The following is a 26,571-nucleotide window of genomic DNA, read 5'->3' on the forward strand; positions in this document are numbered from 1 at the left end:
AGCATCGGCGATACCGTCGCTGAAAAATACGAACAGATCGCCTGATTGCGCGTTGACCGTGACCTCGTCGTAGCTGGCTTCTTCAAACAGACCGAGCGGCAAGCCGGCGCTTTCGATGACCTCAAGGTTCCCGTTTCGGCAAACGATCGGGCGGGGAATACCGGAGTTTGCCACAGTCATGGCGCGCGATTCGTCGTCCCACACCGCATACACGATAGTCACGTATTGTGCTTCGATGTGACGCTCGTTCAGCGAAAGATTGATGGCCGAAAGCATCTGGGCAGGAGAAGGCTCGAGCGATGCCGTGGAACGCAGCAGGCCGCTGACAAGCGCGGCATACAGCGCGGCCGGAGCGCCTTTGCCGCTTACATCCCCCAGAGCGAGTGCCACCCGCCCACCGCTGTACTCGAGGAAATCGAACAAATCCCCGCCGATCAGCAGCGCCGGTTCGAACTTAGCGGCGAGATCGGCATTGCGAAGCTGCGGACACACAGGAGGCAGCAGGCGTATCTGGAGTTCGCGGGCCATGGAGAGATCGCGCTCCAGCCGTTGTTCTTCGCGTGCCAGGCGCTCATATAGACGAGCATTCTCAATCGCAATCGCGATCTGTCCGGCGAGCGTCGTCATCGTGCGCACGTGATCTTCGGTGTAGGAATTGCGCCGGGTGTTTTCGAGATCGAGCACGCCGATAGCCCGCTCCTTATAGATCAGCGGCACGCAGAGCTCCGAACGAGTCTCCGGATTGAGTTCTATATACCGAGGATCTTTGGTGACGTCGGGCGCGAGCACTGCGACTTTCTCTCTGACTGCGTATCCGACGAGTCCGCGTCCAACCGGAATGTCATGTTTGAGATGAATGTTCTCCTGATATCGCAACGAGAAGCGATGGACGAGCATGGCCTGTTCTTCGTCCACCAGGAGGATCGAAAACATCTGGTACTCGATCACCCGCGTGAGCAGCTCGCCGATGCGTTTGAAGAGCTGATCGACATTCAGAATCGAAGTAAGCTCGCGGCTGATTTCGTTCAGGACCATGAGCGTTTGGGCCTGTCGCGCTACGCGCGTGTACAACCGAGCGTTTTCGATTGCGGCTGCGATGCGCGATGCGACGAGGCTCAGAATCCGGCTGTGCTCTTCAGTGAAATAGGCTTCTTTGCTCGCCTGAATATCGATCACGCCGATCACGCGCTTCTTGGCAATCAGCGGTACCGCCAGTTCGGAACGGACCAGAGGGTGAGCATTGATGTACTTGGGTTCTTTGCGAACGTCCGAGACCAGAACGGCACGTCGCTGCTCGACCGCCATTCCCGTAATCCCTTGTCCGACTTTGATCTTCAGCCGCTCGACTTCTGGTGTATGCCCGATTTGAAACCGCATGCGCAGCTCTTGCGTGCGCTCGTTCAGCAGAAGAATGGCAAAGATCTCGTAATCAATGACCTGCCGCACCAGTTCAGCCACACGCGCGAGAAGCTTGTCAGTTTCCAGCGTGCTGTTAAGCGTATCCGCGACATCGATGAGAAAAGTTTCGAGCTTGAGGGAAACCTCGGCCGCGCGTCCGCCTTCCTGATTGGCCTTCAAAACCTCAGATAGGGGAGCGGTCTGCCCGGCGGGATTGCCTTTCCCTCCGTTGCTGACCGGCTCTGCTGCAGGGCTGTCCTGCGCCGGAATTTTTGTGCGCGTAGCGGCCATGATTCGCCTTCGATGATAGCAGTGGGGATTAGAGCGCCGAAAAAACCCTATTTCACCACGGAGACACGGAGAACACGGAGAAAAGCGAAGCAACAACTCAGTTCTGTTGTTCTCCGTGGCTCCGTGGTGAATAAGCTGTTCGACGTTATCGCTTTCGCGCGGCTTCGAGGATCGCGGTTGCGGAATTTGTGGTGATGCGATTGGCGCCGGCTTCCATCATCGAATGCACATCTTCGAGTGTGTCGATCCCGTCAGAAGCCACCACGTCCAGCTTGTCACCGAGCACGCCGCGCATTAGCGAAACGTCCGACGGCGCGGAAGAGATGCCGGTGAAGCCCGTTCCCGAACTGACGCCATTGCTTCCCGCTGTCACTGCGAGTTGGCATGCCAGGATCTTTTCTTCGAGAGATAAGAGTGCAACTTCAATACTGACGTGCAATGAAGCGTTGTTGTCGTGAGCAAGGTCCGCCAACGCTCGCATTTCTGTTTCTACGCGAACTCGATCGCCCGACTTGAGCGCGCTCACGTTCATGATCAATTCAAGACTGCGCGCGCCTAATCGAATTGCATCGAGGGCTTCGTACCGCTTGGTCGTTGTTGTGCTAGTCCCGTAAGGGAAGCCGACGAGTGTGCCAATCTTCACTCGGGTGCCTGAGAGCAGGGAAGCACACAAGCCAATGTGAGCAGGGCTGACCACGACGCAATGGCAGCCGCGGTTAGTAGCTTCGGCGCACAATTGTTCGATGGCGGCGTAAGTGGCGTCTCCTCTTAGGAGACGGGAGTTGATGCGAGAAGCAAGGAGCTTCCAGTCTTGGGCTGGAGACCCCACCACAGATGGAGCTTCGGAAATCTCGATCGCCATGACTGCTAGGCCGATTTTAACTCACTCGTCTCCTAATGCACTCGGGGGAATCACGCAGATGTCGGGCAGGTTGCGGTAACGCTCGGCATAGTCCAGTCCGTACCCAACGACGAACTTGTTGGGAATGGTGAAGCCGATGTAGTCGCCTTCGATCTTCTGAATGCGGCGCGCGGGCTTATCGAGTAGAGCGGCGATCTTCAGGGACTTTGGTTGGTGCGCGCTGAGCACCCTGCGCAAGTACGTAAGCGTGAGGCCGGTATCGAGGATGTCCTCAACCAAAATGATGTTCTGCCCTTCGACAGAATGATCGACATCCTTCAACAGCTTGACTTCGCCGCTTTGCTGATGTCCTTTGCCGTAGCTCGAGGTGGAGAGAAAGTCGAAAGTGGCGTCGAGGCTGATGCAGCGCGCCAGATCGGCGAGGAAAATGGTCGCTCCCTTCAGCACTCCGACCAGCACAACTTTTTGTCCGGCAAAATCACGCGAGATCTCCTCACCCATTTCGGCCACACGTCGTGCGATCTGATCGCGGGTGTAGAGAACGTCGAGCCCGGCATGAACGATGGGGGCGGCCATAGGCGTATTGTCGCCTCGCTTCGCTGGAACGGCAACTGCAAAGCTAGCGCGTGGGACCCGGTGGACGCGATGGACGAACTGGACAGAATGGACGAAATGCACGGCTTTGCTGCTAGCGGGCTTTGCTTATCGATCTGGAGATAGATCGCTCAACAAAAATGTGATCTTCTAGCGAAAAGCACCCCTGTTACAACCCGCTTGCACGAGGTCCAGTCTTCCGTCCACAAAGTCCACTGAGTCCACAAGTTCCACCTCGTCCACTCATCCCGGCATTGACCTTTGCTGCGCGCCCGTGTTCAATACCTGCTTTCAGCCATGAACAAACTTATGGGTTTATTCCATCGAGCTGCATTTTTCGTTTTACTACTTGCATTTTCACTACTGCCACTACGCGCGCAAAAAGTGCAGTACCCCGACCTGCCCAGCGAAACTCCGGCCGAGCTTAAGACGGCGACTGAAACCTGGGACTACACGCGTCGCGAGGTGATGATCCCCATGCGCGATGGCGTGAAGCTGCACACGGTGATTCTCGTGCCCAAAGGCGCGAAGAACGCGCCAATTCTGCTTACGCGAACTCCCTACGACGCGACGGCGCTCACCAGCTATGCGCACAGCTCGCATCTCGGTCCGATCATCAATGGCTATGACAACGCCGTCGATGTGATCCTCGACGGCGGATACATTCGCGTGGTGCAGGACATTCGTGGCAAGTACGAGTCGGAAGGCGATTACGTGATGACGCGTCCGCTGCACGGGCCTCTGAATCCGACGCCTGTCGATCACTCGACTGATACTTACGACACCATCGATTGGCTCGTGAAGAACATTCCCGAAACGAATGGGAAGGTCGGGATTCTGGGAATTTCATACGACGGATTTCTTCCGCTCATGGCGCTGGTGAACCCGCATCCTGCGCTCAAGGTCTCTGTGCCGATGAATCCCATGGTCGATGGCTGGATGGGAGACGACTGGTTCCACAACGGCGCCTTCCGCGAGCAGAACATGCCCTACATCTATGAGCAGGAGGGCACGCGCAAGAACGACGCGAAATGGTGGCGCAGCCACTTCGACGACTACGACGAATTTCTCGCCGCAGGTTCCGCAGGCGAGTTGGGCCGCAGTCATGGCCTTGAACAGATGGGCTTCTGGCGCAAGATCCTCGCGCATCCCACGTACGACAGCTTCTGGCGTGAGCAGGCGATGGACAAGATTCTCGCCGCCCAGCCGCTGAAAGTTCCGGTAATGCTGGTCGATAGCCTCTGGGACCAAGAAGACATCTACGGCGCGACTGCCGTGTACAAAGCGATTAAGCCGAAGGACACGAATAACGACAAAGTGTTTCTCGTGATGGGACCGTGGCATCACGGGCAGGAGATTCACGAAGCCAGCAACCTGGGAGCGATTAAGTTCGACAGCGACACTGCGCTCTATTTCCGCCGCAACATCCTCGCTCCGTTTCTCGCACATTACTTGAAAGACGATTCGCCGAAGGACGATGTTCCCACTGTCTCGGCGTTCGAAACTGGAACAAACCGATGGGAACGCCTGTCTTCATGGCCCTCTGGCTGCGATTCGGGATGCCAGATTAAGCCGACTCCGATGTATTTCAACGCCGGGCTCAAGCTCAGCACCGCCCCTCCCAAAACGGGAGATCCAGGCTATGATGAGTACGTCTCCGACCCAGCAAGGCCGGTAACGTACCGGCCGCGCCCGATCGTTCCCGTGTACTCCCCGGGCTCAACCTGGTCGCAGTGGCTCGTCGATGATCAGCGCGAGATGTCCGGCAGGCCGGATGTGATCTCGTACGTTACAGATGTTCTGAGTTCACCAGTAAAGATCAGCGGGCAGCCGATCGTGAATCTGATCGCCTCGACCAGTGGCACGGATTCCGACTGGGTGGTGAAAGTTATCGACGTGTATCCCGACGAAGTCGCAGTGGATACACCGATGGGCGGATATCAACTGATGGTCTCAGCCGATATCTTTCGCGGACGTTATCGCGAGAGCCTCGACAATCCGAAGGCAATCACGCCCGATAAGCCATTGCTTTATAAGTGGGCTCTCCCCACGGCAAATCATGTCTTCCTGCCCGGACACCGAATCATGGTCCAGGTGCAATCAAGCTGGTTCCCGCTCTACGATCGCAACCCGCAGACGTTTGTGCCGAGCATCTTCTGGGCGAAACCCGGTGATTATCGCAAAGCGACGCAGCGCCTATATCACGCGCCGAGCCAGGCGAGCTTCGTGGAGTTGCCGGTGGTAGAGGGTCAGTGAATGCATATGATCTTCGGTTCAACAAGCATTTAGATCCTTCGTTTGGTTCGGGCCAATGGTGAATCTCTTGCCCCTTCCCGAAACGGGCTTTAGAAGTACATCGGTCTTCTCTGCCGCAAGGCCGACGGCTCGCCTGATTGAGCCACGCTGATCCGTTACGATCCGAACTGTCTGCTTTGATTGGCAAACGGCGCGGCCATTTATTACCGCTCTGGCCTCTCGTCCGCGGTAATGCAGCTCGGCAATTATCGTCGGACTTACGCGTAGACGAAAGCTGCTGCGCTTGTTTGCTTCGGGACGGAGATTCCACTCCAGTTCGTCTCCAAGTTGACGCACTCCCGACAATCGCCAGGTGAAGTCAGTGAAGACGAGCGCGGCGGGCGAGTAGTCACCTACGTCAGGCGTGAAGATTCCCGTATTGGGATCGAGCTGCTGCAGGAATCTGGGATCGCGCAGGATGGCGCGAACCCACTGCTGCATCAGATGCGCAAGATCGGCGGGCTTGCCGTAGTGCTCCATCCAGCGCGGCGTTCGTAGCGCGGAGAGGGCCTGCGAAGCGCCTCCCCAGGAGTTGCGAGGAATCGGACGCACGAACGTTGGATCGTCGAGCGCGATGGACGGTAGCGGATATGCCGCCCAGAAGGCGGATGGATTGTGAATCTGCCGTCGATAGATTTCTTCGAAAGCCTTCTGATCGACAACGTGTTCACCCAGCACGCGACTGATCACGTCGCCGCGTATGCGAACAAAGCGGTTCTGCGCGTCGAGATCATAGAACGCCGCGTCTTCCGGTAGGTATAGCTTGTTCATGATCGCGGACTGAATCGCGGCGGCATCGGTAAGCCAGCCGTCGGCTTCGGCGGATTTGCCAAGCGCGTGAGCCATGGCTGCTAAGGCAACACGTCCGCCGTAAACCGTGGCAGAGAGATCAGGGCATAGCCGTGGAAGGGAAGCTACGGGTGGGCACTTGTGCGCATCCGTGTCCGGACAGCGATTGGGAATTCCCGCCCAGCGTGGACTGTTGTCGTGTCCGGTGTCGTACGTGCAGAAGCCCTCGCAGAGACCAGTGTGGCGCGTATCGCGGTAGCGGCGAAGCCAGGCGTCCCAGCGGCTGCAGGCGGCGTAGGTTTTTTCGAGAAGCTCGTTATCACCCGTGCGCTGCGCCAGCTCCCACGCGGTAGCCGCGATCGGCACCACCATTTGAATTTGTCCGAAGCCTACGGAGTCTTTGCGCAGCCAGCAGGGAAGCTGGCCGTCCTCGCGCTGCTGCGAGAAGAATGCGAGGTGGTTGTTGCGGGCTGCGTCTGGTCGGAAGCGGGAATAAACGAGGCCTTCCTGCGGCGCGCATTCCTGCCAGATGCCGCCGTAGGTGCTGCCCTCGATTAGGACTGGACCGGGATACGTGTTGAGCTTGGTCGTGTTGCGATGGAGGACGTCGAGAGCGCGTGCGTAGGTCGCTTGATATTGCTGGTCGTCGGTTTCGAATGTTGGCTGAGAGTTGCTATTGTCGTGCAGATCACGATCTATGTTGTAAGCATGCAAGCCTCGCGTCGAGACAGACGCTAGCGCCATGCCAGCTACAGTAAGAAATTCTCGCCGGTTCAAGATTTCTCTGCCGAATCGCTCCTGTTCCCCGGACTGCGCTCAGGAGCATCTTTCTTGTAACGAATCGCCCTCGTCACTATGAGCGGAGGGCGACTTACCTTATACATACACTCCGGAAACACTCCATGTCAGTTTCGGCACATGTATCGCATCCGGTTCGCCGCTCGCAGCGCTTCAAGGTGAATTTTGCCATCAAGCTATTCACCATTGTGCAGCAACGCAAATGTGTCCTGCAGGGACGCAGCCATGATCTGTGCGAAGACGGCATGGCCATCTACATCCCGGCGGAGCTGCAGCGCGGACAAGTCGTGCAGATGGAGTTCATCCTCCGTACATTCAGCGCCGATTGGGCGTGGCGGCTACTGTGCGCGATTGCGAAGGTTTCCGCTGCGGTCTGCAGTTTGAAAACCTTAGCCAAGCCGAGCAGGACGCGATCGAAGAATGCTGCGGCAAACTCGCGACCCTCGATTAGCGTGATCTAGTCGCCTGACGCAGCCCAGGCCAATCCATCAGCACCCGCTCCGACGTTAATCAATCGATTCACCTTCCAGGTTCTCAGATCAATCTCAGCTATTTGCTTGCTGCGATCACACGAGACGTATGCGACCTTGGCGTCGGGACGCATCAGGATCTCTTGCGGAGCAGGTGGAACGTCGATCTTGTGCTCGGCTTTCATTGTGTGCAGGTTGAGCACCGCAATCTTGCCGCTCACAGGCAGCGTAATCAGCAGCCAGTTTCCGTCGAGAGTTGGACGAGTGCCGAATGCGATGTCCGCTAAAGGAACCCATCGAGCGATCTTGTTCCTTCGAGTATCGATTACGGCGAGCCGCGGCTTGGTCTGGTCCGCTGTGAAGACCCAGCGGTCGTCAGGAGAGATGGCGATGCGCTGAGCGATTCCGGAAACAGGAATGATGGCCAGAACTTTCTTATTAACCAAATCGATTGCTGAGACGGAGCCAGCGCCAACATTGGAGGTGTATCCCCGGGTTCCATCGTTCGAGATTGCCAGCATGTGCGACTCCCGCTCGCCGGTTGGGATGGATCCGATGATCTTGTGGGACGTGGGATCGATCACATCGATCGATTTCGTCAGCTCGGCTGTTACGTATAGCCTGCCGTCTTTGGGTCCGAAGACTGCGCAATGCGGGCGCGTCGGCTTTTGGAAATCGATTGTGTCAACAATTTTGCGCGTCTTCAGATCGATGACGCTGAGCGTCTGACCGTCTGTTCCAGGTCTGCCTACGCCCGAGTTTCCATAAATCGGCGCCCAGGCGAGGGAACCGTCAGGTGAGGCTGCGACTTCGTGAACCGTGATTCCGCCCACAGGCACGGCAGCAAGCTCGCGGCCGGCGTCGGGGTCGACGATGCTCACTGTGTGGTCTGCTTTATTTGCAACGAGGAGCACGGCGTGTGTTTTCGTGGCGTTGTTTCGCGCCGCAGATATGCTTAACAGGGCCAATAATGCAGCCCCAAGCACGCAGCTTCTGCGGGCAGCGTTCATCCATCGACTGCGACATCTGAAATCTTTGCTTGTCAAAGCGAACGATTCTCCATATCCTTCGACGAATTACAACTCAAGGTACCGAAACGTTGCCATCTTACGCTCAACTGCTCAGGCCAGGAAATATCCGCACGAATTCCAAATACTCGCTGCTGCGCCGGGCGGCAAAGACGTTTGCAGTCTTAGCGCTGGCGGGAGCAATGGCGCAGCCGCTTTATGCCAGCGGTCATTTTCAAGTTCTCACCCGCGCGTACGACAACCAGCGAACCGCTGCGAATCTCTCCGAAAAGAAACTCAAACCTGGCGACATCAATTCCGCCCATTTTGGGAAGCTGTTCATGCTGCCGGTCGACGATCAGATCTACGGTGGGCTTCTCTATGCGGCTGATCTGCGTGTCGGTGGTCATAAACATAACGCTCTGTTCGTGACTACTGTGAACAACAGCGTGTATGCCTTCGATGCCGACAAGCTCGGTGCTCCACTTTGGTTCCGCAACTTCAACGGCAATGGTCGTCCTACGCGCAACACCGAAGTAGGCCAGGCGTGCAGGATCTATCGCGACTTCATTGGCGACATCGGCATCGTGGGAACGCCCGTGATTGGTCCAGATCAAACGATGTACTTTGTTACCCGCACGGTCGAGCCAAGCGGAACCGTGCAGCGTCTCCATGCCCTCGATATCACAACGGGCAACGAACGTGCGAACAGTCCGCAGGTGATTCAGGCGAGCGTGCCGGGAAAAGGAGACGATTCAGATGGCGCCCACGTTCGCTTCAATCCGCTTACCGAAAATCAGCGTCCGGCGCTTGCGCTGAACAATGGCATCGTGTACATCGGCTGGGCTTCGTTCTGCGATACGCGTCCGTACCACGGCTGGATGATGTCGTATGACGCGAAGACTCTCGCGCAACTCGGAGTGTTTAACGCTACGCCGAATGGAAACATGGGAGGCGTGTGGATGTCGGGAGCGGCTCCGGCGTTCGATGTTGCTGGGAATCTGTATGTCTCGACCGGAAATGGCACCTACGACCAAAACGATTATGGCGAGTCGCTGATCAAACTCGAAGCCAAGACGCTGCGCGTGCTCGATTACTTCACTCCGTCGAATTTCAACACGCTGAACGATTTCGATTTGGACTTTGGCACGCAAGGCCCCACGATTCTGCCCGGCACCAACCTTCTCGTGGTTGGGGGAAAAGAAGGGAAGATGTATGTGCTGGATATAACCAAGCTCGGCGGCCAGGCTCCCGGCGATATTCAGATCCCGCAGGTTGTCCAGGCAGTGGATGCGACTGTTCGTCCGACGATCTCTCATCACATGCACAACGCCATTCCCGCGTGGCGCAGTTCGCAAGGGATGAACGTCTACGTATGGGGCGAAAGCGATTTCCTGCGCATGTTTCGCCTGAATGATTCCACCAAAAAGTTCGACGTGCCTGCGGTATCGACAGCTTCTATTCTCCCGCCCAGCGGTATGCCGGGAGGAATGATGACTATCTCCGCAGATGGTTCCCGTTCTGGAACTGCAATTCTCTGGGCGGCTGTACCGCGCGCTGGTGATGCCAATCAGATGACCGTCCCGGGAGATCTCTATGCCTTCAACGCAGAGAATCTCAATCTGCTGTGGTCGAGTAGTGGCGCCGGGGATGATCCGCTGAACTTCGCGAAAGGCAGTCCGCCGATAGTCGCGAATGGGAAAGTCTACGTGGCCTCGATCTCGAACTTCGTTTCCGTGTATGGACTCCGGAAGAAACAATCGCGGTCACAAAATCTAGCGGTGAAAGCACATGCAACTGGCAGTGCTCCGTGTAGCTCGCTAGAGACGCCGGATAAGGCGATCAACAACAGCACAGAAGGCGGCCCGGCTGATAAGTGGTGCTCATCGGCGCCAAATCCGTTTCTGCAGCTCGATCTTGGACGAACAGCGACAGTCGGCCGGTTCGTTGTGGAGCACGCGGGAGCAGGTGGCGACGACTTGAATCTCAATACGAGCGACTTCAATATTCAGGTGAGCACCGATGGAACGAATTTCCAAACGGTGGCAAACGTAACCGACAACGTTCAGAGCATCACCACGCACGATATTCCGCCGACCGCCGCGCGTTTTGTACGGCTGAATGTGTTGCCTTCTCGCGGTGGCTCGCCAGAACCGGCGAATATTTACGAGTTTCAAGTCTTCGCCGCAAATGGTTCCAACGCCCAGGCTGCTGCTCCGAATGTCGGGCCGGGAGCGGCTCAACAGACTAGTGCTTCGATCCACTGACGATGAATAAATCTCCTCATCTTTTTCAGTCCTTCCGCTGTCTCGGTTTGTTGATCGCGGCCTGGCCGCTTGCAAGTGGCATGGTTTTCGCTCAACAGAGTTCCGGTCCGACCGAGGTCACGCGAACAGGGCGCGTCATCACTGCTCCTCCAGACGTCGCCGCTGCTCCGCCTGACGCGCAGGTCATGCCTTCTGGCCTCGCGATGAAAGTATTGCAGCCGGGAACAGGGTCGGAGCATCCCGTCTCAAATGATTGTGTGACTGTGAGCTTCGTCGCCTGGAAAACGGACGGATCCCTATTCTCAACCTCCACCACAATGGACGATGCCGATGTTCTCTGCCTCAATGCCTCCATAATGGGAATCTCGGAAGCGCTGAAACAGATGGTGGTTGGAGAAAAACGCAGGCTCTGGATTCCCGAAGATCTCACCTTTCATGAGGGGCATCATCACGTACAACGCAGGCCCGAAGACGAAGAGCCGCCGCATAAGGACCTCACCTTTGACTTGCAGCTCTTGTCCATTCTGAAAGCGCCGCCGACTCCCGAGAACCTCACGCAGGCGCCGGCCGATGCGACTCGAACAAGCTCCGGACTCGCATACCTGATCCTGAAGCCCGGAATGGGAACGGCCCATCCGTCCATTACAAGTAAGGTGACGGCTCACTTCACTTCCTGGAGAAGCGACGGCCGAATCTTCGAGACTACTGTGATGACGAATCATCCGGCGATGGTATCGGTTGCGAGTTCGCCGACAGGTTGGCGCGAAGCAATCACATCGATGGTTCCTGGCGAGAAGGCTCGGTTCTGGATTCCGGCTGCATTGGCTTTTGGCGAAAAGCCTGCCAATCGCTTCAACCCTCCAGGAGACCTCGTCTGTGAAATCGAGTTGATCTCAGTGGAATAAGAGCCATAGGAGGTTGGTGTGCTCCGCGGCCTCAAAGAATGTCTGAGAAGGATCTTCGGCAGCAATCCCGCCGAACCGCCTAGAGATCCTTACGCCCCAGTCCGCGCGCCCAAGAAGCCGAAAAGGCCACAGCAAAGTGGTGCTGTGGCCTTGGCTGAGCCTGAAGAGTAACTCTGGCTACTTCGAGATCGCAGTAAACAGATCTGAGTTCACCAGGCTGATGAACTTGCGATCGTCGGTTTCGAATTTGATTTTCAACGCGCTGCTGTCGGAATCGACGCCGATATTTTCGAGCGCTATCTTCTCGGCTGGAGTGGCATTCATCTTCTTGTAGAGAATGCCGGCGCGCAGGAGAGAAGAAAGCGTTGCCGCGGTAAACGAATCTGACGTGTTCACCTTCAGATCGAACTTCACGCCGTTGCCGAAATCCATTTTGTAAGCGGAAGCTTTAATGCGATTCTTAATCGCGTTGTAGTCGCCAAGATTCGAAGCCTCGCCTAGTGCCGACTTCATCATCTCCTGCGTGCCCTTTTCGTCGAGCACACTCCAGATCGCGTCAGAATCAACATCGGAGATCAGGTCGGTGATTTGCGAATTTGAATTGAGACTGCTGCCTACACCATCGCGAACGTCGAGCGCCGATTTCAGCGCGGCCGAATCGCCGAACAACATGTTGTAGTTGTCGAGCAGCGTCATCGACATTCCGCCGTCGAGCGGATACATCGCGGATTCGCGATACATCGCCGGCTTGACCTTCTTCGCTTTGAGCTTGGCGACGACTTTGTTGGAGGCGAATTCGCCCTGCGCGATTCCCACTACCTGCAAACCATTCTTCACGCGAAACGAGGCAAAGGTGAGCTGCTCTACGTCTTTGTCAGGATCGATGCCAACGCCTTTGAGCGCAGTTTCGAATTTCTTCAGCTGTTCAGGCAGGACGCGGGCCTTCAAAGCCTGTCCGCTTTGCGAGTCTTCCATGCTGCGGTAATCGACGTTGATCACCTGTTGCACGTCGGCAGGGATCACCGCACGCGTAGCGCTGGCCAGGGAAGAAGCAAAGCTGAAGACAGGAGCAAGGAAAATAGCAATCAGAGCGGGAATACGAAACTTCATAGCCACCTTGTAATTTTAATCCAAAGAATTAGATGAGCAGCTCTGATCGGATGTTACCTCCGGCCCTACACTCGAGGCCACCAGCCTTAGCCCTAGTTGGCACCCTTAGTTGCTACTAGGGATTCTTGATACTGACTGCAGCATCTCTGCTTTGAACGCTTCGTCCTTGATTTCTTGCAGGTTGATCCGGACATTTGCGAGGCCGCCGTCGATACCGGTTTGGGCGAGAGATGATGCTACGGCGAGGTCTGACCACATGTTTTTGCTCGTGATAGGTTTCAAGGCTTCCACGATCTGTCTCACTTCACTCGATTTTTGCGCTATGGAGAGAGGCACTCGGGTTGCATTTTTCAGCGCGTCGGAGATGAGGCGCTCGCCCATCTCAGACGCGGCCGACTTCGCATCTTTATACGCCTTCATCACCTCGGCGTAAGACGCGGCATCCAAATCAATGCTGGTCTTCAGTTCCTCTCGCAGATGAGTCAAACGAGAGAGAGCGTCACTCAACTCACGCTCGTATTGCTGATAGGCTTTCTTGCCGCGAGACATTCCCGCTACCATGCTGGCCAGCGCGGCAGCCATTGCGCCGGCCGCCGCCGACGCGCTGCCTCCGCCGGGAGTGGCAGTCGGAGCAGCCAGTTGCTCGATGAAGGGTTCCACTCCTGCTCGAATGCCACCCACGGCCATTTTTCCGCCTGTTACTGCGGCGAGCCGATTCTCCAGGATCAGCGACGAATCGAAGTTCTCGACCTGCAGGAACCATTCGGCGGCTTCCTCGAGTGCCTTTTTGGGAATCAGGCCGACGATCTCGCTGGAGACCGGCATCACACCGTATCGAGCGGCTTCCCGTTTTACGAACTCAAATACGCGCGCGATTGGCGTTTGTTCATAATCTGTGAGGTTCATCGAGACCTGGGCCATACCGCGAACCAAAACGCCCATGCCCTTCACGTATCGCAGGCCTCCCGAAGAGAAGCGAACAGCTTTGCCGATCTTCTTCGCAATCTCGACATCGCTCGTATTTAGATAGACGTTGTAGGCTATCAGCGGCTTACGAGCTCCTACCACAGTCGCGCCGGCCGTGGGATGGAGCGCGGCCTCGCCGAAATCCGGACGCCGCTCGGTGTTGCTCGCGACCTCTGTTCGCAGTCCCTCGAACTGCCCGCGGCGGATGTTCTCAAGATTCTGCCTTTCGGGTTTTGTGGCGGCGGCTTCGTAGAGATAGACCGGAACTTTGTATCGCTTCCATATTTCTGCCCCGACGTGCCGCGCAATAGCGACGCAGTCTTCCAACGTGACTCCCTCGATGGGAATAAACGGAACCACATCGGAGGATCCGATGCGCGGATGGGCTCCCTGATGCTTGGTGAGATCAATGAGTTCAGCGGCCTTGCCTACACCGCGAATCGCAGCCTCCGCGATCGCATCGCGATCGCCTACGAGCGTGATGACACAGCGGTTGTGGTCGGCGTCCATTTCTTTGTCGAGCAGATAGACGCCATCGATCTTCATCGCGGCGATGATTGCTTCCACCTTGGCAACATCGCGGCCTTCAGAGAAATTCGGAACGCATTCAACGAGAGACATAGAAGGGAACAGGTTACAGGCAACAGGGTACAGAGAAAAAGCTGGATGCTAGATTCTAGGATCGAAACGCTTCTTTGTTTACGACGTACGGCATCTTACTGATATCTCCGCCGTAGTTCCGCTCCAGCACGTCAATCAGTCCCTGCACACACCGGCCCGCCATTCCCAATTCCGGATCGGGAGACAAACGCGTCTGCGTAGCTCCGCTGGCGAAGTGGTGAAAGAGGCGGCAGCGATCCTCGATCTCTGGATCACGAAGCGGTGAATCGGCGGGGAGAGGTTCTTTTTCGAAGACGTCGAGCGCAGCTCCGGCGATCCAGCGTTGCTTCAGAGCTTTTGCCAGTGCAGCCTCATCGACCACCGGGCCGCGTGATGTATTGATGAGATAGGCGCTTGGCTTCATCTTGCGCAGATTCGTCTCGTTAAACAGGTGGAAGGTCGGCGTCGCAGACTCCCCTTCGCGCAATAAGGGCACGTGAATGCTCACGAAATCAGCCTGACTCAGGGCTTCGTCAAAATTCACGTACCGGATGCTCGTCTTGTGCTTCTGAATGCCAGACTGGTGGCGCAGGTCCATTAATCGCTGAATGGCTTTGATGTATTCATGATTCTCATAGGCAGGGTCGTAGCACAAAATGTTCATGTCCATGCCCGTACATTTCTTGATGATTGCCAAACCGATTCGGCCAGTGCCGATGATGGCCACAGTTTTTCCTGTCACCTCATCGCCCAAAAAGGGAAGGAAGGGATGCCATGCGCCCCAGCGTTTGTCACGAACCAGTTTCTCGCTGGGCCAGAGTTTGCGCGCGACTGCACCCATCATGAAGAAGGCGAACTCGGCGGTGGCTTCGGTGAGAACGTCCGCCGTATGGGTGAACGGGATCTTGTAGCGATTCGCGTCGGCACGATTGATGTTGTCGAAACCAACTGCAATCTGTGCCACAACTTTCAGCTTGCCTTTACCGCCTTCGAACACTTCAGCGTCGATGGAATCGCGCAGCGTGGTGATCAAGCCGTCGACTCCGCTTTGAACCTTCTCGATGATCAACGATTTCGGCGGCGGATCCGATTTGGGATAAACCTCGACCTCATACCCGCGCTCGCGCAAACGATTCAGCGCCGGGTCGCCAATATCACAGGTCGCGAAGACTCGAAATTTCGCCATGGCAAAAGCAAAACATGACACGGATCACACGGATGCTACGGATGGGACGGATAAGTGATAGTGCTGTCTGATTTACTCAGAATCTAATCCATCTTTGATCCGGTGGAATCCGTTAAATCCGTGTGATCCGTGTCGTGTTTTTAAGTTTTAGAGTTCAAATGTGCTCAGAGGTCCACTTATGTATGCGATCCAGCGCCTTCTGAATATTCTCCACCGAATTCGCGATGCTGAATCGGATAAAGCCTTCGCCCCAGCTGCCGAACGAAGTGCCCGACAAACACGCGACTCCGGCTTGCTCCAGCAAGGCATCAGCAAGCTTCTTCGACTGCCATCCAGTTCCTTCGATATTCGGGAAGACGTAGAAGGCGCCGTAAGGCATCTGACAGCGGAAGCCCCTGAGTCGATTCAATTCGCTCACCATGAGATCGCGTCTTCGGCGAAACTCTTCAACCATTCTCTTTACCGGCGACTGATCGCCATGCAGCGCTTCGATCCCAGCCATCTGCGTAAAGCTCGCGGTGCATGAGTTTGAATTGGTCATCAGGCGTGAGACTTGAAGCGCGAGGTCCTGGCGCATAACACCGTAGCCCATGCGCCAACCAGTCATCGCATAGGTCTTCGAAAATCCATCTAGCAGGACTGTGCGCTCGCGAAACTCTGGAATCGACATCAATGAGAAATGCTCGCCCTCAAAGATAAGCCGGCTATAGATCTCGTCGGAGAGGATGATCACATCGCGGTCGCCGATCGCGCGTGCAACTCTGCGGATTGTGGCTTCGTCGAGAACCCCGCCGGTTGGATTATGAGGAGAGTTCAGAATAATCAGCTTCGTACGATCGGTAATCTTGGAGGCAAATTCATCGACAGCGAAGCCGAAGCCCTGCTCTTCGCGCAGTCGAATAGGCACGGCGCGCGCGCCGAGAAACTCAATCATCGATTCGTAAATGGGAAATCCCGGATTCGGATAAATCACCTCATCGCCTTCTTCGACCAGCGCCAACATGGTGAAAAAAATGATTGGTTTGCCGCCGGGAACGACCACTACCTCGTCGGGAGAGACATTGATACCGCGGCTTCGACTCACATACTTCGCGATCTCCTGGCGCAAAGCAGGCAAGCCGGCGGACGGACCGTAATGAGTCCATCCGGTCTTGAGCGCTCGAACGCCCGCATCAATGATGTTGCTCGGAGTGTCGAAATCGGGCTCGCCAATTTCGAGATGAACGATGTCTTTACCAGCAGCTTCCAGCGCGCGGGCTCGAACCAGGACTTCAAAGGCGGTTTCGGTACCCAGCCGTTGCATGCGGCGAGCGAGCTTCAGAGGACGAGTCGCTGGAATAGTCACCATATCGGGCTGAAAGCAAACTCGTGATTATAGCCTTATAAGTATTTTGAAAGGCTGCGCCAAAGAGTAACGCCCCGGACAGCCAGAAGCTGCCGGGGCGCGGGTTCGGAGGGCATCCGATAACGTCGTGTTATGACTGCGAGCGAGCTATAAACTTTCCCACGTAACCATGGGCAAATAGTAAATCTTTTGCACACCTTTTGAACGCAAATCGCCCTTGCGGCGATTACGGACGTAATCGCCCATGAGGAGTGCTAAGTGATTGAAGGCCATCGACTAGCGCACCACGAAATCTGCTCCATGGATAGCGTTCTGCACTGTTTCGGGCAGCAAAACGCATCTCGGTCAGTTCGTCCCGGTGGCGGAATATCCATTCGATTTTGGCACTGAGCGCGGCGAGATCAGCGGATGGAACCACAAATCCATTTTGTCCCGAGGAAATCAGGTCGGAAGCCCCGCAGCTCTCGGTTACCAGCGCCGGAGTTCCGCACGCCATTGCTTCCAGCACGACATGACCGAATCCGTCGCTCAATGATGGAAGGCAAAGCAAGTCGGCTTGCTGGTATTCGGCACGAAGCTGTTCGCGATCTAGCGCACCCAGGAACGTTGCTTGCGTCCTGTATTCACGTATAAAGCCGCGATTTTCGCTTGAGACTCTGCCCGCAATCCTGAGTTCTGAATCGGGAAGACTCAGGCAGCGCCATGCCTCCAGCAAGTAATGCAATCCCTTCTGACGCGCGATCTGGCCGGCGAATAGGACTGTGAATTTGTTTTTTATTCTTTGCTGGGGACGAAAAAAATCGAGGTCAACGCCGTAAGGAATTACCTGGATGCGCTCAGGCTCGACGCCATTCTCAATGAGGGTTTTGCGCGTGTAGGTTGAAGCTACGATGCATAAGTCGGCGAGCAATGGCTCTCGAGAATACGTTTCAAGAGCCTTATCCGGCCACGTGAGCTCATTGAATGCGCCTTCGATCACGTCAGGACGCAACGAGTCACTCGCAAGTGCTGTCCGGACCGAAACGGGATGCGGCTGGATTTGCAAGAGGACCTTCGGAGCGTCGTCTGCATTCCCGAATGCGCTCGTCGCCACGTGCGAATACGCGATCATCCCACAGCCACTCTTCCGCGCGGCTTCGCCGGCACAGTCGCCTAATAGATGCGCATAGCGAATCCATGCGGATGCATCGCGTCGAGTTCTGAACAAATATTTAAGGCTCGTCTCAACTTTGGTTGACGGTAGCTCCGGAACAAAGCGGCGCTGCCCGCGTTTCTGTATTGCCGAAGGAATGAGCCTGCTTAAGGCAATTCGATCAAGGGGTGTATAGAAGTCAGTGAAGAACCGTTGCAGGAGACCCGCTTCGTGAAGAGCGATCGGGACTTGATACGCGTCGCGGGCGCCTGCGCCTACAACGATCCACCTTGTCGCTTTCGGTTTTACTTGGTCAGGAATATGGAATGTAATGCGCGAAGCCGACATGAGAACGCGGCATGATAACCGCTGGTTTGATTGCTGCCAATCATTTCTTCTCGATTGTCGTGTGCCACTGCTGGTTTGCATCCTGGTCGATCACGATGATTAGCCGCCCGGATTCTCCCGCGCGTACAGATCCTTGCTTTTTGCGAACGGTCTTTGCTTCCGGCAGCTCAAAGCTAAGCGTGAGGTCCCCCTCCGAGGTCGGTTTGATGTGGTACCAATATGAAGCTCCAGGCGCGATCTTTCCTGTTCCAAACGCCGCTCCCGGATAATCAAGTTCGACGTTTCGCAGCGGCACTTTGCTGTTGTTTTGAATGGTGACGTTGATTCCGCTGGAGTGACAGGCGAGTCCCAGGACAGCGCAGAAGCCGACCAGAAAGTAGAGAACTGCTTTTACTCGAAGATTACGCACGAGTAGGGTCCGACATTTTCACGGGATCTTTGCGTTCGAGGATACGAGCGCTGAGGACAACGCCATCGCGATTGTCATGCAGTCTCAGAGAAAAGACGAGCACGTTCCAAATGTACCGTGGACTCTTCTTCGGCAGCGGCAGACCCCGAAAAGTTCGATCAATGTAAGTCTCGCGAGTGTCTGCGACGGTGCGAATGATCTCCTGCCAGTCCTCGCCCAATTCAGGAAATTCCTTGAACAAATTTCTGCCAATGAACCAGGATCGCTTTTTGTCGAGCAGCTTGGCCAAACTTTCATTTACATATTGCCAATTACCATCGCGATCCATGATCTCGAGCACCACATCATCGCCCATGGCCATGTTTATGCGCGAGTAGTAAAAATCCCGCGCATCGACTACAACGGGTTTTCCCCGCCGCTTTGCTTCGAACGAGCGCAGCGCGTTGAGCAGATCATCGACCGAGCTGTAGCCCTTAAGCAAGTGCATGTCTTCCACACCGCCGAACCGGCGCTCCAGCGTAGCCGAAAGAATAATGATTGGAACTTGAGGACGCTTCTCGCGTAGCGTGTTGGCGACTTCGGTGCCGAACTTGCCCGCACCGAGGTGGTAGTCGAGCACAGCGATATCGGCCTCATGTAAGCGGGCCTCCGCTTCTTCGATTGAAGACGCAGTTACGGCCACATAGCCGTGTTTGCGCAGAATGGCGGAGCGGAGAAAGAGGTTGTCGATGTGATCGTCGAGCAGCAGAACTCGGATGGGCTGGCCTGCGGCTGACGGCTTCTTGTCTTCCATCGTGATAGAGGAATGCCCCGGCCCGTCCATTGTCCCGCTACTCACCTCAGGTGCTTGGATGCGAGCACGTCATTACGAGTCTATTCGATGGCTGCCGCTTCTCGCGCACCTGTACCACGCGAGGAAGCCCGCAAGCTCCGCGCGAGCTCCGGCAGGCGATTGAAGACTGCGACTGCCCGCAGCCATTGCCGGTTTTCAATGGCTGGATAGCCGCTGACCACTTTTCCTGCGGGGACATCGTTGGGGATCCCACTCTGCGCGGTCGCGATGACTCCATCCCCAATGGAGCAGTGCCCCGCTACCCCGACCTGACCGGCGAGGATGACATCGTTGCCCACTTCTGTAGAACCGGCCAGCCCTACCTGAGCACAAAGCAACGTCCTCTGGCCCACTTTGGAACCGTGACCCACTTGGACGAGATTATCGATCTTCGATCCGCGTCCAACGCGTGTTTCGCCGATGCTGGCGCGATCGACGCAGGCATTGGCCTGAACTTCCACATCATCTTCGAGCACCGCAGGGCCGGACTGAACAATCTTGTGCCATTCGCTTTTCTCGTCTTTCGCAAAGCCGAATCCGTCTGCCCCGATGACTGCGCCGTTCTGGAGAATGACGTCGTCTCCCACAATGCAGTTTTCTCTAACAACCGCATGTGCGTGGGCGAAAAAATTGTCTCCGATGCGAGCGCCCGCGTAGATGACCACATGGGCGAGCAGCGTGCAGTTATCGCCGATCTCAGCGCCTGGCTCAATCACCACATAAGGTCCGATGGAAGCCCCTTTTCCGATCTTGGCGCTCGCATCGATGACGGCGGTCTTGTGAATGCCCGGTTGGCGCATCGGTGTCGAATAAAAGAACTCGATGGTGCGAGCAAAGGCGAGATATGGATTCTCATGTCGAAGCAGCGGACGTGAGAGGGGAGGAAAGTCGCTTCCCACGATGATGAGCGACGCCGCAGTGGATCGGGCCGCTGCTGCATATTTCGGATTGGCCACGAAGGTCGCCTGTCCCGCGGATGCTTCTTCGATTCCCGCCACTCCTGTGATATCGACGTCTGACGAAGCGTTTTCCAGCCGTCCGCCGAGCCGTTGCGCAAGCTCATGAAGTTTCATGCGGGCAATTCTAGTCGGGTCGCTTGCGAGGACACTAGCTCTCCGGAAAGAGCGCAGAACGTGGGGAAAGTGGCAGCCTGTGCCTACCCGTCACCCCCGCTTTACTGCTTTCCGTCACTCTCCGCCTTCACCTCATGCGGTTCACCAGATACCGGCGAAGTTGAAACTGCTTGAATGTTCGGTGTTCCCGAACCGACCAATTTCAAGCGTGGAGATTTCGCCAGCGCGGCCAGAACTTCGCGAGTGATGTGGTCGTCGATCTCCGCCGCATTGTCGAGTTCGACGGGATATCGGATGACAACTTCAAGCCCGGCTTGCGCGAGTCGCAGGCGGCTCACAGGTTTTGGAGTTGCCGCCCGCACGTTGAGCAGGTTCTGCATCTGGCGATGCTCTTGCTCGATGCGCTCACGATATCCGGCGTATACCTTTTCGACGGCTCCGAGAATTCGCGATTCCGCCAGCTTGATATCACTGTCGGGAGCGAGTGTGAGCGAGACCTCGTGCCAGATGAAGTTTGTTCCCGGGGCCTGCTTGTAGAAACTCGCAGTGGGCTGGAAGACGATCGAATTGGAAAACACGACCACGCGTCCGGTGGGCTGAATGTAGTTTCCGCTTCCTCCCATTTCCATGAGGTGCAGGCGGACAAGGCCGATGTCAATCACATCTCCGGTGACTCCGGAGATCTGCACTCGATCTCCGACGCGGACGCCATAGCGACCTATTAAGAAGAAGTAGCCTGCGATTGCAAGGATGACGTTCTGCAAAGCCACGGCAATCCCGGCGGTAATTAATCCAGCAAAGGTTGCGAGGGACCCGATTTCAGTGGCAAGCGCGAAGGCAATCGTAATTCCGATCACGAGCCAGAGGAGGATTCGGCGCAACAAAAGGAACTGATAGCGTCGGCGGAAGTCGTGGACGTAGCGAAATGTTGCCCGTTTCCAGACCTCGCCCAAAACTATGAATGTGACAACCACCAGCGCCAGCACCAGCAGGCGGACACCGAGGTTCTTCACATCCATCTGGTATTGCGCCTTCACGGCGTTACGCCAGCGGGCCAGATTGCTCTTATAAAGATCAAGCAGCACCGCCTGTTTGCTGAGGGGCAGTACCAAACTGGAATTCTGCTTAAATTGCGCCGTGAGGGCGTCGAGTTCACGCTTTTGCTGTTTCAGCCCGCCGACGTCGCTGGTATCGGCTGCCTGCGCGAGTTCATTTCCTCGCTGAACCAGGGGAGCGATGTTCTTTGACAGCGGTGTGCGCAAGTCCTGCGCGGTTTGCGCAAAGGCATCGCTCGCGCGAATGCTGTCGTCGATGCTGTGAATCTTGCGCGTAAGCGCGAAGACGTCGGTAATCAGCGCTAACAATCCCGAGGGCTGTTCGCGGCGCGGTGCGGCCGACGCATTGTTGCTCGATGAGGATGAGCCGCTGCCGGATTTGCTCTGGTTGTCGGAATTTGCAGATGCAGGAGTCGCACTGCTGAGCGTAATCTCCGGCACGGAGCGCTGCAGCTCCTGCACTTTCGCAAGAAGGTTGCCGCTCGATGTACCCGAAGAGCCGGCATTCGAGAATTGCAGAATATTGTGAACGGCGTCGCTTCGAGCTTGCGCCAGAGCCAGTTCCGATTGCAGCTCATCGATCGTCGCCTGCAGCTTCGGTCGCGCTGACGGCCGCGCTTTGTCGAGCTCGTTCCGCGTCTGCTCAATCTCTGCCTGAGTCTGACGGATCGTGTCGTCAGTCTGCGTGGCAATGCGCATCAGATTTTGGAAACGAGAGCTGGCCGTGTTCTGGGATATTTCAGGCGCAGCTTGTGCACTTGCGAGCTGAGCAGCAGCGCGTCCGAAATCGAACGAGAGCCGAACGATCTGGTTTGCCATCTGCCGATCGTCATTGACGAACAGCGTATCCGTCGCGTCGGTCGCACTGTCTTCTTCGACGGCGAGATGACGGTACCAATCGATGGATTGATTGAGATAACTGAGGACCTGTTGAGGATCCGGCGTCGCCAGGTTTGGCGCCGGTGCGGTGCTCTGGGCAAGGCACGTGATCGTGCTCAGTGCAAGCAGAGCAGCTCGCAATGCGTCTTTGCGCAGCTGAGAGATACCTTCTTCCTCGCGTCCGGTGTGGGAGTAAGGAAAAAATAGGATGCAGGAGACGAGCTGCTCGTTGCAATCGCGCCGTTACTTTCGTCGTGCAACTCTCGCGCGAGCGCGATTCATTACGTTGGTAATAGCTCGCAACTGGTATTACACAACTATTACACACTCAGCGGCGCGCTGTTGCTATCGTGAAATACGGAGCTAAAGGTAAATCGAACGGAGACTATGAGCGCAATCATTACACCTGACAGTCTCAGTCAGCCTGCGGTTACGCAGGTCTATACCGCCAAGCGCGGAAAGATCAACTGGTACACAGCATTCATCATGGCTGTGTTCCATGCCGGAGCCATCGCTGCGCTGTTCATGTTTTCATGGAAGGCACTGCTGGTCACCGCTATTCTTTGGTATTTCTCGCTCAGTTTCGGAATTGGAATGGGCTACCATCGCCTGCTGACGCATCGTGGTTACAAAGTTCCAAAATGGTTCGAATATTTTCTTACCGTGTGCGCGACTCTTGCACTTGAAGGCGGACCGATCTTCTGGGTAGGCACGCACCGCATCCATCACCAGACCAGCGACCGCGAAGGGGATCCCCATAGCCCGCGTGATGGCGGCTGGTGGGCGCACATGGGATGGATCCTCAGTGGCGAGGTCCTGCACCACGGCAATCCCGAATTGGAACGATACACTCCCGATCTCCGCCGCGATAAATTCCATGTTTGGCTTTCAAAGTGGCACTGGGTCCCGCTCACCACGTTGGGCATAATCCTGCTCGCACTGGGTGGATGGAGCTACCTCTTGTGGGGTATCTTCTTCCGCGTGACCGTTGGATTACACGCCACTTGGCTTGTGAATTCCGCCACGCACATGTGGGGCAGCCGTCGCTTCATCACGAAAGACGACTCCACGAACAACTGGTGGGTTGCGATGGTAACCTTCGGTGAAGGATGGCACAACAATCATCATGCGCATCCCATTTCGGCCCGACATGGACTCGCGTGGTACGAAATAGATTTGAACTATCTGGGCATCCGGATGCTTAAGATTTTTGGCTTGGCAAAAGACATTAAAGTTGTAAATCTTCCGGAAAAACTGGCCGAGCAGGAAAAGAAACTCGCCACCGGAACAACAGAATTGGTTTCTGCATAAACACCCCCTCGAATTCATGGCATCCGCAATGCGGATGCCATCTTTGTTTGGGGTATGTACGCCTGAGGAACCCCCTTCGCAGAATACCGACTTGCCCGTCAGGCGGTTGGGGCGCAATTGCCGTATAGGACAAAGTGCGAAAAGTAGCGCAAAAGGAAAGATTCGAAGCTACCTTTCGACGCTCTGCAAACAAGAAATACCCCATCGAGGCGAACAAGGCAGATCCAACTCCAATTTGGGAATAGCGCAAAACTTTGGAGAGGTTCTGTATCAGCAATGCGTGCTGGCGTGTACCTCAGAAATATAAAGAAACGCGCCTGTGATGGAAGACGTGGTGAACGGAATCAACTTGCGCTCGCTGCTAAAGCCTGTTCGCGCATCTGGACGCGATAGCGCCAGGCGAACCACGCGACCGTCGCAAGCATTCCACACCAAGCAACAAACCGCGTCGCCGATCCTATCTGAAGGGCGTGGGGCAGTATGCCCAGCCGCATGAAAATGTTGTACCAATCGTGGTCGGATTCGTCTGCTACAGCGCCAACGGTGACCAGCGGCAACGCTCGAGCAATAGCATCGCTCATGTAAGTGGCGACGCCGTTGAGGCTGTGAAAAAAGGCGAAAACGCAGAATGCTGTTCCCGGAATTTGCTGGCGGGTGGCGAAGTACCCGGCGAGCAGCGCGGGAACCAGCAACTGAAAGATGGTTCCTCCCCAGAGGTGCAGCGTGTCACCGAAGTAGCTGAAGAAAAGATGCCCACCTTCGTGAATCGGCAGGTGGACGTTGTCGAGCAAAGTAAGCTGTCCGAAATTCCCGCCCAGATAGAACAGAAGCAGTCCGTAAAAGCTTAGCCAGCCATAGAACTCGATTCGTGAGACTGGTTGCCATTCAATTTCGGCAAGCTGCATGGCAGCATTCTAGGGCGAGACTTGCCCATGGCAGCTTCTCCCGCATATCGATGGTAACTAACGTACTGATTCTGACCGCGAGAATAGCTGACGTGAGGGCATTCAATGAAGGCAATAAGCCCGCCGCAATCCACAGACCTGCTGTACAACGCGCGAAAAAGCCTATCAACGTTGTAGCCAAATTCAGAATCCCTCCCTATACTCGAAAAGTAAGGCGTGGGATTCTGAAATGGCGGAGCGAGTCCCAATTTGGTACAACGTTCTCGGAGGCCTGGCTGGTTCGGCTGAGGCCCACGGGACTGTTCAGAACATCGCAGCACAACTCCACGAGGAACTAAACCTCTCTTTGGCCATTGCTGTAGCCGAACACGACAGTGATGAAATTGTGTGCGTCGCTAGCAGCGGTCCTGCCGCTCCCCCCATTGGAACGAAACTCAGTGTAGAGCAGGGGATTTGCGCAGCATGCGTTCGTCAGAATCGGCTGCAGCTCTCGAACGACACTGCCATCGATCCAATGCTCTCGGCTGAGCTTTGCGCGCGACTCCGCATTCGTTCCATTCTTTCAATTCCTCTGAGGCGACACTCGAGATGTGTCGGCCTCCTGGGCGCATTCTCCGATGTCGCCGGCCGATTTGAATTGTCCCTAATCGAGCGCCTTCGAACTGAAGCCGCAAGGATTGAATGTCTTTTTAAAACTTCGCCGAATGTTTCAGCTCGCGCTTCGGAACACATTGAGTTCGGATTCGAAGCTCCGAAGCTCGAAAGTGGCGAGTTAGCGAGAGCTTCCTCCGAGTATCGATCTTGGCTTGGTGGTTTTCTGGCATATGCCCGTCCCATTTCGATTGCCGCGCTTACAGGTTGCGCCTTCACGATGGTCACCATTCTCCCGCGAACTGCTCGCTCCAAAACGTCAGTCCCGCACCAGCAAGTACTAGAGACTGCACAACAGGCGTTGCACGCTGGCGAGGGGGAAGACGCCAATTTCATCAGCAACCTAAACGCGGACAATTCCAAATTGCAGGACCTGCGCCAACGGGCAAACTCGGGCAACGTCGGCGCGCAAAGGCTGTTGGCTGCTCGATATGAAAGAGGTGATGGGCTCCTGCGCGACTCGCTCAAAGCATGCGTCTGGTACATCATTGCCGGCTCCAACGGAGACCTCGAAGCCAAAGATCGCGCGGTTCGACTCTCGCATAGGCTTTCGCAATTTCAGATCGCGGAGATCCGCTTCAATGTAGGGAAAATGTACGCGCAGGGTACAGGAGTACACCGTGATCTCGTGGCGGCCTACTCATGGTTTACTTTGGCACAGGCAGCCGGAGATATTCGTGCTCGCGATGAGCAGGAGCAGCTCGAAGCCTCAATGACCCGCGAGCAAATATCCGAAGGATTGCGTCGTGCCTCTGACTGGCTGCTTGCGCATCGATCTGGCGCTGGTCAGCACACACGTGAACTTGCTGCGATCCCCCAACGATGGCGCTCCGCTCGATAAAAATACATCACGATGAGAGATATCAACGACGTCATTCGCGAGAAGGAATCAGAGTTAGCCCGTATCAACCAGGAGTTGGCGGCATTAAGACTTGCTGCCCGCCTGCTATCTGACGAGCCGGTGCAAGAGTCCCGTGCCCCGCGCGAAGATTCCCTTAAGCCAGCACCAGTCCGCATTAAGAGTTTTCCATGATTCTGTTTCGTTTGTCACCACGATCCCGTTTCGCTCCCACACGTGTGCTTCAATTGCGCA

General features: G+C 55.9%; 21 protein-coding genes. 6 read left to right on the forward strand and 15 right to left on the reverse strand.

Features of this window, described 5'->3' with window-relative positions:
- The 3 genes from VFU50_10675 to hpt form a co-directional block, all read right to left on the reverse strand.
- A partial coding sequence (locus tag VFU50_10675) for a GAF domain-containing protein (protein ID HEU5233317.1) occupies window positions 1–1,689 on the reverse strand: 1,689 nt, incomplete at its 3' end.
- Window positions 1,690–1,834: 145 nt separating this feature from the next.
- The gene (gene deoC, locus VFU50_10680; GenBank protein ID HEU5233318.1) at window positions 1,835–2,551 is read right to left on the reverse strand and encodes a deoxyribose-phosphate aldolase; all 717 of its coding nucleotides are present in this window, start codon (window positions 2,549–2,551) and stop codon (window positions 1,835–1,837) included.
- Window positions 2,552–2,572: 21 nt separating this feature from the next.
- The gene (hpt, locus tag VFU50_10685; GenBank protein ID HEU5233319.1) at window positions 2,573–3,127 is read right to left on the reverse strand and encodes a hypoxanthine phosphoribosyltransferase; all 555 of its coding nucleotides are present in this window, start codon (window positions 3,125–3,127) and stop codon (window positions 2,573–2,575) included.
- A 315-nt stretch (window positions 3,128–3,442) separates the two neighbouring features.
- Between hpt and VFU50_10690 the strand changes: the two genes are divergently transcribed.
- Window positions 3,443–5,401, forward strand: a complete 1,959-nt coding sequence (locus tag VFU50_10690; protein ID HEU5233320.1) for a CocE/NonD family hydrolase — start codon at window positions 3,443–3,445, stop codon at window positions 5,399–5,401.
- Window positions 5,402–5,419: 18 nt separating this feature from the next.
- On the opposite strand, the gene VFU50_10695 is transcribed toward VFU50_10690, so the two are convergent.
- A complete protein-coding gene (locus VFU50_10695) occupies window positions 5,420–6,973 on the reverse strand; it encodes an alpha-L-rhamnosidase (protein ID HEU5233321.1) in 1,554 nt (517 codons plus the stop codon).
- 158 nt (window positions 6,974–7,131) lie between these two features.
- Between VFU50_10695 and VFU50_10700 the strand changes: the two genes are divergently transcribed.
- On the forward strand, window positions 7,132–7,488 hold the full coding sequence (locus VFU50_10700; protein ID HEU5233322.1) for a hypothetical protein: 357 nt from the start codon (window positions 7,132–7,134) through the stop codon (window positions 7,486–7,488).
- Here VFU50_10700 and VFU50_10705 read toward each other — a convergent pair.
- A complete protein-coding gene (locus VFU50_10705; GenBank protein HEU5233323.1) occupies window positions 7,485–8,378 on the reverse strand; it encodes a cytochrome D1 domain-containing protein in 894 nt (297 codons plus the stop codon). The two genes, VFU50_10700 and VFU50_10705, sit on opposite strands and share 4 nt — an antisense overlap.
- A gap of 218 nt (window positions 8,379–8,596) precedes the next feature.
- On the opposite strand from VFU50_10705, the gene VFU50_10710 reads away from it, so the two are divergent.
- Both VFU50_10710 and VFU50_10715 read left to right on the forward strand, forming a co-directional pair.
- Window positions 8,597–10,771, forward strand: coding sequence for a discoidin domain-containing protein (locus VFU50_10710; GenBank protein ID HEU5233324.1), 2,175 nt, complete (start codon window positions 8,597–8,599; stop codon window positions 10,769–10,771).
- 80 nt (window positions 10,772–10,851) lie between these two features.
- Window positions 10,852–11,676 (forward strand): FKBP-type peptidyl-prolyl cis-trans isomerase, encoded by an 825-nt coding sequence (locus VFU50_10715; GenBank protein ID HEU5233325.1) that lies wholly within the window; start codon window positions 10,852–10,854, stop codon window positions 11,674–11,676.
- Window positions 11,677–11,853: 177 nt separating this feature from the next.
- Here the strand turns inward: VFU50_10715 and VFU50_10720 are convergent, their stop codons facing one another.
- The 9 genes from VFU50_10720 to VFU50_10760 form a co-directional block, all read right to left on the reverse strand.
- Entirely contained in the window at window positions 11,854–12,786 is a 933-nt protein-coding gene (locus tag VFU50_10720) for a hypothetical protein (GenBank protein HEU5233326.1), read from the reverse strand.
- A 105-nt stretch (window positions 12,787–12,891) separates the two neighbouring features.
- Window positions 12,892–14,373 carry a glutamate formimidoyltransferase gene (gene ftcD, locus VFU50_10725; protein ID HEU5233327.1) on the reverse strand — a complete coding sequence of 494 codons (1,482 nt, stop codon included), beginning with the start codon at window positions 14,371–14,373 and terminating at the stop codon, window positions 12,892–12,894.
- Between the two features lie 55 nt (window positions 14,374–14,428).
- The gene (locus VFU50_10730; protein ID HEU5233328.1) at window positions 14,429–15,538 is read right to left on the reverse strand and encodes a D-glycerate dehydrogenase; all 1,110 of its coding nucleotides are present in this window, start codon (window positions 15,536–15,538) and stop codon (window positions 14,429–14,431) included.
- A 154-nt stretch (window positions 15,539–15,692) separates the two neighbouring features.
- On the reverse strand, window positions 15,693–16,886 hold the full coding sequence (locus VFU50_10735) for a pyridoxal phosphate-dependent aminotransferase (GenBank protein HEU5233329.1): 1,194 nt from the start codon (window positions 16,884–16,886) through the stop codon (window positions 15,693–15,695).
- A gap of 223 nt (window positions 16,887–17,109) precedes the next feature.
- Window positions 17,110–18,363, reverse strand: a complete 1,254-nt coding sequence (locus tag VFU50_10740) for a glycosyltransferase family 4 protein (protein ID HEU5233330.1) — start codon at window positions 18,361–18,363, stop codon at window positions 17,110–17,112.
- Window positions 18,364–18,403: 40 nt separating this feature from the next.
- Window positions 18,404–18,772, reverse strand: a complete 369-nt coding sequence (locus tag VFU50_10745; GenBank protein ID HEU5233331.1) for a hypothetical protein — start codon at window positions 18,770–18,772, stop codon at window positions 18,404–18,406.
- Window positions 18,765–19,610: a response regulator gene (locus VFU50_10750; protein HEU5233332.1), complete on the reverse strand. Its 846-nt coding sequence runs from the start codon at window positions 19,608–19,610 to the stop codon at window positions 18,765–18,767. Before VFU50_10750 ends, VFU50_10745 begins: the two co-directional genes overlap by 8 nt.
- A 35-nt stretch (window positions 19,611–19,645) precedes the next feature.
- Window positions 19,646–20,677 carry a UDP-3-O-(3-hydroxymyristoyl)glucosamine N-acyltransferase gene (lpxD, locus tag VFU50_10755; GenBank protein ID HEU5233333.1) on the reverse strand — a complete coding sequence of 344 codons (1,032 nt, stop codon included), beginning with the start codon at window positions 20,675–20,677 and terminating at the stop codon, window positions 19,646–19,648.
- 101 nt (window positions 20,678–20,778) lie between these two features.
- Window positions 20,779–22,752 carry a mechanosensitive ion channel family protein gene (locus VFU50_10760; GenBank protein ID HEU5233334.1) on the reverse strand — a complete coding sequence of 658 codons (1,974 nt, stop codon included), beginning with the start codon at window positions 22,750–22,752 and terminating at the stop codon, window positions 20,779–20,781.
- A gap of 345 nt (window positions 22,753–23,097) precedes the next feature.
- Between VFU50_10760 and VFU50_10765 the strand changes: the two genes are divergently transcribed.
- Window positions 23,098–23,922, forward strand: a complete 825-nt coding sequence (locus VFU50_10765) for a fatty acid desaturase (GenBank protein HEU5233335.1) — start codon at window positions 23,098–23,100, stop codon at window positions 23,920–23,922.
- Window positions 23,923–24,266: 344 nt separating this feature from the next.
- Here VFU50_10765 and VFU50_10770 read toward each other — a convergent pair whose 3' ends face one another.
- Complete coding sequence (locus VFU50_10770) at window positions 24,267–24,827, reverse strand: hypothetical protein (GenBank protein HEU5233336.1); 561 nt, start codon at window positions 24,825–24,827, stop codon at window positions 24,267–24,269.
- 229 nt (window positions 24,828–25,056) lie between these two features.
- On the opposite strand from VFU50_10770, the gene VFU50_10775 reads away from it, so the two are divergent.
- The gene (locus tag VFU50_10775) at window positions 25,057–26,319 is read left to right on the forward strand and encodes a GAF domain-containing protein (GenBank protein HEU5233337.1); all 1,263 of its coding nucleotides are present in this window, start codon (window positions 25,057–25,059) and stop codon (window positions 26,317–26,319) included.
- Window positions 26,320–26,571 lie beyond the last annotated feature (252 nt).

This window comes from Terriglobales bacterium (genome assembly GCA_035764005.1).
GTDB lineage: Bacteria > Acidobacteriota > Terriglobia > Terriglobales > Acidobacteriaceae > Gp1-AA112.